The 12,169-nt window shown below is 43.5% G+C and carries 9 protein-coding genes; 8 read left to right on the forward strand and 1 reads right to left on the reverse strand.

Features of this window, described 5'->3' with window-relative positions; translation table 11 throughout:
* The first annotated feature begins 108 nt into the window (after window positions 1–108).
* The 3 genes from QUA24_RS09315 (at window position 109) to QUA24_RS09325 (ending at window position 4,992) form a co-directional block, all read left to right on the forward strand.
* The gene (locus QUA24_RS09315; protein ID WP_333229051.1) at window positions 109–720 is read left to right on the forward strand and encodes a hypothetical protein; all 612 of its coding nucleotides are present in this window, start codon (window positions 109–111) and stop codon (window positions 718–720) included.
* Window positions 721–800: 80 nt separating this feature from the next.
* Window positions 801–3,455 carry an ATP-binding protein gene (locus tag QUA24_RS09320; protein WP_333229053.1) on the forward strand — a complete coding sequence of 885 codons (2,655 nt, stop codon included), beginning with the start codon at window positions 801–803 and terminating at the stop codon, window positions 3,453–3,455.
* Entirely contained in the window at window positions 3,448–4,992 is a 1,545-nt protein-coding gene (locus QUA24_RS09325; protein WP_333229055.1) for a response regulator, read from the forward strand. Before QUA24_RS09320 ends, QUA24_RS09325 begins: the two co-directional genes overlap by 8 nt.
* A 969-nt stretch (window positions 4,993–5,961) precedes the next feature.
* Here the strand turns inward: QUA24_RS09325 and QUA24_RS09330 are convergent.
* Window positions 5,962–6,876 (reverse strand): alpha/beta fold hydrolase, encoded by a 915-nt coding sequence (locus tag QUA24_RS09330; RefSeq protein WP_333229057.1) that lies wholly within the window; start codon window positions 6,874–6,876, stop codon window positions 5,962–5,964.
* Between the two features lie 272 nt (window positions 6,877–7,148).
* Between QUA24_RS09330 and speB the strand changes: the two genes are divergently transcribed.
* From speB to msrB, 5 genes are all read left to right on the forward strand, one after another.
* Window positions 7,149–8,078: an agmatinase gene (gene speB, locus QUA24_RS09335; protein ID WP_333229059.1), complete on the forward strand. Its 930-nt coding sequence runs from the start codon at window positions 7,149–7,151 to the stop codon at window positions 8,076–8,078.
* Window positions 8,079–8,212: 134 nt separating this feature from the next.
* The gene (locus QUA24_RS09340) at window positions 8,213–8,770 is read left to right on the forward strand and encodes a thioredoxin family protein (protein WP_333229061.1); all 558 of its coding nucleotides are present in this window, start codon (window positions 8,213–8,215) and stop codon (window positions 8,768–8,770) included.
* Window positions 8,771–8,904: 134 nt separating this feature from the next.
* Entirely contained in the window at window positions 8,905–9,705 is an 801-nt protein-coding gene (gene modA / locus QUA24_RS09345) for a molybdate ABC transporter substrate-binding protein (protein WP_333229063.1), read from the forward strand.
* A 74-nt stretch (window positions 9,706–9,779) separates the two neighbouring features.
* Window positions 9,780–11,603, forward strand: coding sequence for a molybdate ABC transporter permease subunit (gene modB, locus QUA24_RS09350; RefSeq protein WP_333229065.1), 1,824 nt, complete (start codon window positions 9,780–9,782; stop codon window positions 11,601–11,603).
* A gap of 103 nt (window positions 11,604–11,706) precedes the next feature.
* Window positions 11,707–12,105, forward strand: coding sequence for a peptide-methionine (R)-S-oxide reductase MsrB (gene msrB / locus QUA24_RS09355; RefSeq protein WP_333163153.1), 399 nt, complete (start codon window positions 11,707–11,709; stop codon window positions 12,103–12,105).
* The last annotated feature ends 64 nt before the right edge of the window (window positions 12,106–12,169 follow it).

Here is a 12,169-nt window from a genome sequence, read left to right on the forward strand (position 1 = left end):
TATCCTCGAATGCAGGAACCTCGCTCTGTCTTGAAATCTCAACGGAGGGCGTGATTGAGACTTTTTCAGTGCCATTGATCTATAGATAATGGAATCGCATTTCTAGAAATGTTGGGAGTTCGCCTAGAGGAAGAACCCCCTCAAGAACTAATTTTTGAGGATTTAGCTAACTTGCCGCCAATGAAAGCTCCCGCTAAACTCGCAGCTATGCAAATATTAACTCTTATTATAACACCCGCTTTTATTGTAAATCCTGCGATGTTTCCGCCAATTGTTTATACAAAAATATCCTTGTCTATTAAGTATGGAAATTCCCCTGAATCTGCTTTCGCTTATCTTTGGTATGGAGTGTTACTCTGTGGAAGATTAGGAGACATAGATTCTGGATATCAATTTGGTAAACTAGCTATTTTGCTCTTAGACAGGTTTAACACAATCACTCTTAAGTCCAAAATATTTTGTGTATTTAATTCTCTGATCCGATGTTGGAAAGAGCCGCTTAATACTACCCTCGAACCTTTGGTTGAGGCTGTTCAAAGTGGTCTAGAAAATGGAGATATAGAATTTGCTTGTCATAGTACAGTCAATTATTGCAATCACTTATTTTTAAGCGGGAGAGAACTACAAAAAGTTGAGCAGGAGCAGGCAAAATATGTGGCTCTGACAATTAATTGTAAACAAAAATTTGATACTTTATTTGTCCAAGTTTACAGCAAATAGTTGACAATTTACTAGAAAAAAACACAAATAAATACCGTTTACTAGGTGAAAGTTTTAATGAAGAAGAACTACTTCTAGGAATGGAAGCCTCTAACAATGGGACTTTACTCTATGCTTACTATGTCGGCAAAATGATCCTCTCTTATCTATTTAAAGAACCAGATAAAACAGTATCGAGTGCCCATTTAGCATTAAAATATGCCGACACAGGGGCAGGATTAATGCACATGAGTATCTACAACTTCTACCATTCTCTTGCCCTCATAGCCCTGTATCCAAAAGCCTCGGCAACAGAGAAAGAAAAATATCTAAGTGCAGTAGCCGCAAACCAAGAAAAAATGCAGAGTTGGGCGTTCCATGCACCGTGCAATTTCCAGCACAAGTATGAGTTAGTAGAAGCAGAAAAAGCGCGAATTTTGGGACAACCTTTAGAGGCGGGTGATTATTACGATCGCGCCATAGCCGGAGCCAAAGAACAGGGATATATCCAAGAAGAAGCATTAGCCAACGAACTAGCAGCAGAGTTTTATTTTTATCGCGCTAAAGATAAAATTGCTCGGATTTATTTAACTGATGCTTACTACGGATATAGTAGCTGGGGAGCGAAAGCTATAGTCAAAGATTTAGAAGCCAGATATCCTCAAATACTTTCTCGGATAGCTAAGCCAGAAAGTCAACGTAGCCAGGTCACGATTACCACTACCTCGACGAGTGGAGGAAGTGCAGGATCTCTAGATTTAGCTACTGTGATCAAAGCATCCCAAGCTCTTTCTGGTGAAATTGTACTGAGTAAGCTGTTGGCGAAATTGATGAAAATTGCGATCGAGAATGCGGGTGCTCAAAGTGGCATTTTCATTTTAGACAAAGCTGGAAATCTACTCATTGAAGCTTATGGCACTGTAGATGGGGATGTAGAAGTGCTGCAAAGAATACCAGTGGAAAATACTAAGCAACTACCCCTATCTTTGATTAACTATGTTGCCAGAACTCAGGAAAATGTGGTATTAAACGATGCGGGTTGTGAAGGAACCTTCACGGCGGATACTTATATCGTCAACCAAAAACCCAAGTCAGTATTATGTACTCCCATAGTCCATCAAGGAAAACTTACTGGCATTCTTTACTTAGAAAATAATCTCACAACTGGTGCTTTTACTCCAGATCGTTTAAAAGTTTTACAACTTTTATCTTCTCAAGCAGCTATTTCAATTGAAAATGCCCGTCTTTATAACGATTTGGAAGCAGCAAATGCTACTTTAGAAGCGAAGGTGGCAGAAAGAACGCAACAGTTACAAGAAAAAAATATCGATTTACAAAAAGCAGAAGAATTAGCGAAAGCCGCCAACTCTGCCAAGAGTGAGTTTCTTGCTAATATGAGCCACGAGCTCCGAACGCCACTTAATGGCATTTTGGGTTACACCCAAATCCTCAAACGACAAAAAAACTTGGCTGACCAGCAAAAAGATGGTTTGAACGTGATTAGTCAGTGTGGCGAACACCTCTTAACCCTAATTAACGATATTTTAGATCTCTCCAAAATCGAAGCCCGAAAAATGGAAATCCACTTGAGTAATTTCCATTTCTCACAATTTTTGGAAGGTCTGGCTGAAATTTGCAATATTCGGGCAGAACAAAAGGGAATCTCCCTGATTTATGAGCCCATTACCCAACTACCTCTTGCCGTCCAAGGTGATGAAAAACGCTTGCGTCAAGTTTTAATCAATTTACTCGGCAATGCGATTAAGTTTACCGAAAAAGGTGGCGTGGCATTCAAAGTAGGATATCAGGATGGCAAAATCCGGTTTCAAGTGGAAGATACCGGAGTGGGTATGGCATCAGAGCAATTGCAAGACATATTTTTGCCTTTTCACCAAGTAGGAGAAGCCAACCTGAAGGTTGAAGGAACCGGGTTGGGACTCGCAATTAGTCGCCAATTAGTCCAGATGATGGGCGGTGAAATAAAGGTGAAGATTACATTAGGACAAGGGAGCATTTTCTGGTTCGATTTAGATTTGCCAGAGGTATCGGAATGGGCGACTAATGCAGCCAAAGCCAATGCCCACACAATCGTTGGTTTCAAAGGCCGAAAGCTAAAAATTCTCATAGCTGACGACAAGTGGCAGAATCGCTCGATCATAGCGGGAATGCTTCAGCCGTTAGGATTTGAAATTCTGGAAGCAACGGAGGGTCAGGACTGTTTAAACAAGGTGGTGGAGTATAATCCCGACTGTATTTTGATGGACTTGATGATGCCAGTAATGAGCGGCTTAGAAGCAACGCGCCGGATTCGCAAATCATCAGCTCAGACTAATTTAGTGGTGATTGCTACTTCGACCAGCGTTTTTGATTTCGATCGACAACAAAGTGTCGAGGTAGGTTGTAATGATTTTATTCCCAAACCGATACGGATAGAGGAGCTTTTAGAAAAATTACGTACTCATTTAGGGTTAGAATGGATTTATGAAGAAAATCTGGAAGAGATTAGGAAAGTAGAAGGAGAAAAAAAATCTCTAAGTTCTGAAATTGTAGCTCCCCCCGATCAGGAAATCGCCGTTCTATTCGATCTAGCAATGATGGGCGATCTCCGAGGGATTGCGGAGCGAGCTGCAAAACTAGAACAACGCAATGAGCAATGGGTTCCCTTCGCTAGCCATCTGCGCCAGTTAGCGAAAGGATTTGAAGAACAACAAATCCTAGAGTTTATTAAACAATATAGGACGACAACCAATGAGTAGTGAAATTGCCGAACAAAGCACCATTTTAATCGTAGATGACACCCCGACTAATTTAGGTGTCCTGTTCGATTTTTTGGCTGATTTTGGCTTTAAAGTATTGGTAGCTAGGGATGGTCAAAGTGCTCTCCAGAAGGTCGCATATGCTGCGCCCGATCTGATCCTGTTGGATGTGCTTATGCCAGGAATAGATGGGTTTGAAACTTGTCGCCGTTTGAAAGCCAATGATTTAACGAGAGACATTCCCGTGATTTTTATGACGGCTCTTGCTGATACGGTGGATAAGGTTAAAGGTTTGAGTCTGGGTGCGGTGGATTATATTACTAAGCCTCTTCAGCATGAAGAGGTTTTAGCTCGCGTTAATGTCCACATAAAGCTCCGCAATTTGTCGAAGAAACTCTTGGAGCAAAATGTGTGCTTGCAAGCAGAAATCGAACAGCGTGTCAAAGCGGAATCTTTGCTCTTGAAGCTGGCATCGGAGTTGGAAAGGCGAGTTGAGGAAAGGACGGCTGAACTTTTCCAATCCAATCACTTGCTAAAACAGGAGATTCAAGAGCGTCTGCAAGCAGAGGCAGGATTGCAACAATCGGAAGCTCAATTGCGAAGCCAAACTCAATGTTTAGAAAAGGCTTTTAGAGAATTGCAAATCACGCAGACTAAACTTGTGCAGAGTGAAAAAATGTCTTGTCTAGGTCAGCTTGTTGCAGGTGTAGCCCATGAAATAAATAATCCGGTTAATTTTATTTTTGGGAATCTTTCTTATGCCGATGATTATACCCAAAATTTGATTGATCTCGTCAATCTTTATCACCAAGAATTTCCGGATGCAGGACCAAAAGTTGAACAGAAAATAGAGGAAATAGAACTAGGTTTCTTGGTTGAAGACTTACCTAAATTGCTGAGTTCAATGAAGGTAGGTGTTGACCGGATTCGCGAAATTGTTCAGTCGCTGCGAATCTTCTCGCGATTGGATGAATCTGGAATGAAACCGGTGGATATTCACCAGGGTATTGATAGCACTCTGTTAATTTTGCACAACCGTGTTAAAGGAAGGGGCGATCGACCTGCAATTGAGGTGGTCAAAGAATTCGGCAATCTGCCTCTGGTAGAGTGTTATGCGGGTCAGCTTAACCAGGTGTTTATGAATCTTGTTGCTAATGCGATTGATGCCATAGATGATTATAATACGACGCGATCCTTAAGTGAAATGAAAGCTAATCCTTCTCAGATTTTCATTCGCACTGAGGTCACGGAATCTAATCGAGTGTTAATTCATTTTACGGATAACGGGCCGGGGATGACAGAAGAAATTAGCCAACACCTATTTGAGCCATTTTTTACTACTAAGCCTATCGGGAAGGGTACTGGTATTGGGCTGTCCATTTCCCATCAGATTGTAGTGGATAAACACGGGGGCAAGCTCAATTGTATTTCAGCTCCTAATCAGGGGGCAATCTTTATTATTGATATTCCAATTTACCAGAAAATTTTGGCTACTAATTTAATTACGATGTCTAAAACAGCTATGGGTATTTCTTAGTTAATTTTAACTGAAGGCGAGTTCAATAAGTTTTAAGGGTTGCACGACTATATCAAAATCGATCAGGCAGGGGGATATTCCCCTACTTTAGGTAATGAAGTAAGAGACGGATAGAAGCCTTCGGGAGCATCTCAATGAAAGCCGCGAAGCTAGAAATTGGAGTTTTGAGCCATGAGGCAGAAGGAAGGAACGAGAAGAAGTGTTTTTATAACCCACATTCGGCACCCCCAACTGGCACATACGCGGATTGAGGGGGTAAAAGTGAATCATCCCAGATAATAGTGAGTAAAAACACCCGAAAATCTGTGCAACGCTCGCATCACCCAGTTAGGAATTCCTAAAAATTGCCATGAGCTCATGAATTAAATCTTCTTCAGCCATAAAAAGTCAAAAATCTAATTATTACTAACTATTACTTCCCAGCATATGTCGCCAGCATTATGACCATGAGGCATCACTTCTGCATCTACATTACTTAAATGTCAATAAGTTTTTCCAATCAATTTTAGACTTAATTCACAACAGGAAATAATCAAGCCTACAGGTGAATGCCAATAAAATTACTATCGCAAACCGTTCAGATATAAAATTAAAAACTTATTGAATTCTTTGAATACAAACGGTATGAATAAATTGTACAATTGGGAATGTCCAGCGTAGACTAAAATGAGCTTGAGTCTAGGTGAGATGTGTCGGTATTTATCGGGAATTTTTGAGCCACTGACAGGGCAAGGGTTGTGAATATTTTGGTAAGTTCGGCTTTTATAATTTATCTAATACTCTTCCTAGTATGTGCCAGTTGGGGGTGCCGAATGTGGGGTGTAATATCACTTCCGGCTGCACTCCTTATAATACTGAGGACACGGCACTGCCGTATCCTAATTTCTTCTTCCTACTTCTTCCTTCGTGTTCTTCGCGCCTGGGCGCTTCAATCAAACCAATTCTTCCCGCACCAAAGGAGCAAATGCACTAATTTTCTGCAATTACCGATCGCCCTTTAATCCAATCGAGTAAAATAGGATTGACCAATTCCGGCGCTTCATCCTGGGGACAATGGCCCACTCCCTCCAAAGGAATAAACTTTTCAACAGCCGGAAACTTTGCCAATTCTCGCCCCAATGCGATCGGCTCCCAAGGGTCATCCGTACCCCACAAAATCAAAGCCGGACAGTTTAAAAGCGGCAACAAATCCTCCGGTAGCGGGCCTTGAGAATAACTGATAAATGCTACGAATACTTCAACTGCGCCGCTGTCTTTAGCAGGTTCCAGCAGCATATTTACCAGTTCGTCGCTGACAGCTTCAGGACGGTGATAAGCTTGCAAAAGCACTTTTTTTACTGTTTTTGGCGTTGCTAATTGTTTAAAAAATAATTGACTTATCCACTTGACATTTAAAACTTTTTGTGCGATTGGGGCCCCAAAACTGCGATACCAAGGCAATTCGGCGCGTTTGCGATCGTGCAGCAAGCGCAGGGAACAATTGAGTAAAATTACGCCAGAAGCAATATCGGGAAAATCAACAGCGGCTTGCATAATTGCTACACAGCCGATCGAATTTCCCACCAAAAAAGCCGGCCCGCCCGCAACTTCCCGACAAAAATCAGCAATTAGCTGTCCCCAAGTTTCAAAAGTATAGTCAATCTCAAGCTTGGGGGCGGGTTTAGCAGAACCGCCAAAACCGATGAGGTCGATCGCATAACAGCGGCAATCAGTAGCCAGCGCCGGCAAATTCTTGCGCCAGTGGCCCCAAGACGCACCAAAACCGTGGACAAACACCACCGCAGGCCCCTGGGAACCCGCAGCCTGGTAGCAAATCGGAAAGCCTTTCCACAGCCAAGTTTGAGGTGCAACAGCAGTTGACGAAGTGGGAGTAGAAGATGTCATGCGATTTTAGATTTTAGATTTTAGATTTTAGATGAAGGCAAGACTGCAAAGGACTCAAGTCATTACTACAAACCGTATCGCAATTCGAGGCAACCACGGGGAGATGGCCCCCACTGCATAAATCCTCAGCCTTCCTTCCCTCACCCCTCTTCCTTCTTCCTTCTTCCTTCTTCCTTCTTCCTTCTTCCTTCTTCCTTCTGACTTTGCAGTTAGAGCCGATATTATGTCACGATTAAACCTGCTGACTTCTTTGCTGTATTAAAATTTCCCTTATGCCAACGATCGTTTCCACTGCAGTCGTACCGTTTCTGGGATCAGAAATTGTACCAGACTACGACACCGCCAAAGTAGTAATCTTGCCAATTCCCTACGAAGCTACCACCACTTACCGCCGGGGGTGCGAAAACGGGCCGGCTAAACTTCTAGAAGCTTCTCATCAACTCGAGTGCTACGACGAAGAATTGGATTCCGAAGTTTGCTACGATGTCGGAATTTATACAAAAGATCCGATCGCCGATACCCGCAACAGGCAACCAGTTTCATCCTCAGAAATGCTGCGAGTCACCCAAGCCGCAGTGCATCAGCTAGTTACCGAAAATAAATTTGTCATCTCCCTCGGAGGCGAACACAGCATCACTGCCGGCGTTGTCGAAGGTTATCGCCAAGCATACCCGGATGAACCTTTCACAGTCGTGCAAATCGACGCCCACGGGGACTTGCGGCACGAATACGAAGGCTCGATTCACAACCACGCCTGCGTGATGCGGCGTGTTGTAGATATGGGCTTACCCACACTGCAAATCGGGATTCGCGCTATCTGCAAAGAAGAAGCCGACTTGATTAAAGCAAAACAGCTAAACGTGATTCGAGCTCGCGAAATCGCTACTCAACCGGATTGGGCCGATCGGGCAATTGCCAGCATAACAACTAAGCGAGTATTTTTGACGATCGACTTAGACGGCATCGATCCGACTTTAATTCCAGGAGTGGGAACACCCGAACCGGGCGGGTTAAATTGGTATTCTCTCACCGGGTTTTTGCGCCGCGTCTTCGAGTCCTACGAAGTAATTGGGTGTGACATTATGGAATTAGCACCTATTGTAGATTCTGTAGTCTCAGAATTTACCGCCGCCAAATTAGCATACAAACTTATTGGATACCAAGCTCTGGCTCAAGGTTGGCTAAAGCCAGACGAGGGATAAATCGCGAAGTAGGAATCACTTATAGGCTGTTGGCAAGGCTAGAATTAAGCTAAAGCCAAACAACAGCCAATTTTATTCGTGCTGACAGTTTCATCTTTCATGCTGGCAAATACTGCTCTTCACCTCCTGAAAACATGAGTTTACTAATCGATACAACGGGTACTCCCATTAACGGCTACGCTCCCGATTTTGAACTGCCGGGAGTTGACGACGAAGTTCACCATTTAGCTCGATATTTAGAAAAGTTTCGGGCGATTGCGGTGATATTTATGTGCAATCATTGCCCTTACGTGCAGTCGTATCTCAATCGTATGAAAGAACTTCAAGCAGATTTTCAAGATCGAGATGTTACTTTAATCGGGATTAATGCTAATGATGCAAACCAGTATCCCGACGACAGTTTTGAGAATATGAAAATTTTTGCCACCAACAATCAACTCAACTTCCCGTACATCCGAGATGTTGCTCAAGATGTGGCTGAAAGTTTTGGGGCTTCTAAAACGCCGGAGGTTTTTTTGTTAGACCAAGACGGCAAACTGCGCTATAAAGGTTTAATTGACGACAACGGTGACGATCCGGCGGCGGTGCAGGTTTCTTATCTGCGAAGTGCGATCGACCAATTGCTCAACAGTCAACCCGTTGAGCCTTCAACTACAGAGGCAATAGGCTGTTCCGTCAAATGGCGATCGTAGTCATTAGTCAGCAGTCATCAGTCATTAGAAGATGATAATCCTGGACAAACAGCATCTACTTGTAAGGTGTGCGCGGCGCACCTTACTACTACAGATAGTGTAGATCGCTCTAGGGAAAATTATAATACAGCCTTGTGGAAAGAAAACGCATTTTCAACCCGATCGTCGCAGCCACTTTAGCGCTGACACTGCTGATTGCTTGGAACTTATTTAAAAGCGTTTCCCCAAAAACAGCACAGCAGCAAACGTCCTTAAACGTATCCGCTGCTATCAGTCTCTCCAAAGCTTTAGGGGAAATCAAAACTGTTTATCAAAGCAGTAATCCGAATTTTACTATTACTTATAATTTCGGTGCTTCCGGCGCTCTCGCACAGCAAATTCAGCAAGGAGCACCAGTAGATGTATTTTTCAGCGCCGCTACAAAACAAATGAACGATTTGCAGCAATCTAACCTGTTAAGTAACGACACGCGCCGCAATTTGCTAACAAATCGCCTGGTTTTGATTACTCCCAAAAACGGTGTTGCTTTGAGCGATTTCAAACAGTTGACAGATGCCAAGATCAATAAAATTGCGATCGGCGAACCGAAAAGCGTACCTGTGGGCCAATACGCTCAGGAAATGCTAAATAAACTTGGATTGTGGCGGCAAATACAGCCAAAATTAGTGCGAGGAAATAACGTCCGCCAAGTGCTGACATTCGTCGAAAGCGGTAACGTAGATGCTGGTATAGTTTATGCGACTGACGCCACAGCCTCAGACAAAGTAACTGTGCGGCTAACGGCTGCGGAAAATTTGCATTCGCCCATTGTTTATCCGCTGGCAGTTATCAGAAACAGCCGCAATCAGGCTGCTGCGAAAGCGTTTGTTGACTTTTTGGGGGGCGATCGAGCTAAAATAGTATTTCAGAAATACGGATTTGGCATAGTTCGATAACTCATTAATTAGGGATTTTTTACCGCTGATGGCAGCAGATAAGCGCTGATTAACGCGGATGTATTTATATATAGATGGAATTTGATATTTCTCCGCTCTGGATATCTCTAAAATCCTCTGCTATTGCGACATTTATCACCTTTTTCCTGGGAATAGCCGCCGCCCGGTGGATGCTTTCAACTCGCATCAGAGGTAAAGCTTTAATTGAAGGGATTTTCATTTCTCCCTTAGTTTTGCCGCCGACAGTAGTGGGATTTTTGCTACTGCTGCTGTTTGGGAGAAATGGGGCGATCGGGCAATTTTTGCTACAATTCGACTTAACTATAATTTTCACTTGGCAAGCCGCCGCCATTACTGCCACAGTTGTATCATTTCCCCTCATGTACAAAACTGCTTTGGGAGCTTTTGAGCAAATTGATGCCAATCTTCTCAATGCAGCTCGCACTTTGGGGGCCTCAGAGTGGCAAGTTTTTTGGCGCATTATGTTGCCGCTAGCATGGCCGGGAATTTTAGCAGGAACTATTCTCGCATTTGCCCGCGCTTTGGGTGAATTCGGCGCGACTTTGATGTTAGCTGGGAATATTCCCGGACAAACTCAAACTATCCCGATGGCAATTTATTTTGCTGTGGAAGCTGGGGATATGAGGCAAGCTGCTATTTGGGTTTTGATTATTCTGAGTATTTCTCTGAGCGTGCTAACTGCTGTTAATTTTTGGATTGATTTACAAAGGATATCGCTCAAACCGAATTCGAGCCAAAGACTGCAATTAAATATTCTTAAATTCGCGTCTACTTTTACTACTACAAAATCCCAAAAACAACAACCGAAAAGCGGACTTTGTTTAAGCATTTTTAAACCTTTGTCCAGCTTTGCCTTGGATGTCGGCTTCGGTATCGGCACGGAAGTGCTCGGAGTTTTGGGCGCGTCGGGTTCCGGCAAAAGCATGACTCTGCGCTGCATCGCTGGTTTGGAAACTCCAATGAGCGGTAAAATTTCAGTCAATGGCAGGGTTTTGTTTGACTCAGCACAGGGTATTAATGTAGCTTCTAAAGACCGCCGCATCGGTTTTTTGTTTCAAAACTATGCTTTATTTCCTCACCTGACTGTTGCTCAAAATATTGCGTTTGGCTTGCAGCATTTATCTGAAAGCGAGCAAAAAATTCGGGTAAAAGAACAACTAATTTCGGTGCAAATGTCGGGACTGGAAAACCGCTACCCGCACGAACTTTCAGGGGGCCAACAGCAGCGGGTCGCTTTAGCTAGGGCGATCGCCCCTTCTCCAGAATTGCTACTGTTAGACGAACCGTTTTCTGCTTTGGATACTCATTTACGCAGTCAACTGGAACGGGAGTTAATGCAGACTCTGGCTAATTATCGGGGAATTACTTTGTTTGTCAGCCACAATTTAGAGGAAGTTTACCGGGTGTGCAAAAATCTGTTGGTGTTGGCGGAGGGAAAGCCGATCGCCTTTGATACCAAAGAGAACATTTTCGATCGCCCTGGCAATTTCACTGTCGCCCAGTTGACGGGCTGTAAGAATTTCTCTGCAGCTAAACCGATCTCCGTAACTCTCGTGGAGGCGATCGACTGGGGCTGTACTCTGACTGTAGTCGAACCAATTCCCAAATCTCTAGTTTCTGTGGGAATTCGGGCTCATCAACTGAGTTTTGTTAGGGGGTGCGATCGTGAAAATACTTTTGCTTGTTGGATCGCCTCGACTGTGGAAACTCCGCACCGGGTGACATTATATCTCAAATTGCACTCGCCTCCCAATGATTCCCAAGATTATCACTTGCAAGCCGAAGTTTTCAAGGAAAAGTGGAGGGCTATTAAGGACAATCCTTTTCCCTGGTATGTTCATATCGAGCCAATTAGGTTAATATTAATGGAAGGCTGAGTTAACTAGCAATATACCGTTAACCGTCAACACTCAACAGTTAACAGCTAACAGTTAACCGTCAACACTCAACAGCTAAATACATCTTAAGCAAACATCAATCATGACTCAACAAGTTAAAAAAACCGACACAGAATGGCAACAACAACTCACGCCAGAACAGTTTAAAGTCACCCGCAAAAAAGGAACGGAAAGAGCTTTTAGTGGCGAATATCACGACAACAAAAAACCCGGAACTTATAAGTGTATTTGCTGCGGCACTGAGCTATTTAAATCAGAAACTAAGTACGATTCCGGTACCGGTTGGCCGAGTTTCTACGCTCCCGTTAGCGAAGAAAATGTCAAGTGTGAGTCCGATAACACCTTGTTCATGCGCCGAACAGAGGTACTGTGCGCTGTTTGCGACGCTCATCTCGGTCACGTATTTAACGACGGGCCGAAACCTACCGGTCAGCGTTACTGCATGAATTCTGCTGCTCTTAATTTCGTCCCCAAGGATTAAATTTAGTCAACCGTTCTCAGTCAAGTGTTCTGGAACAGACTTTTGGGTCTGTTCCGGGCAATTG

The sequence above is a fragment of the Microcoleus sp. Pol12B5 genome (assembly GCF_036701335.1).
GTDB lineage: Bacteria > Cyanobacteriota > Cyanobacteriia > Cyanobacteriales > Microcoleaceae > Microcoleus.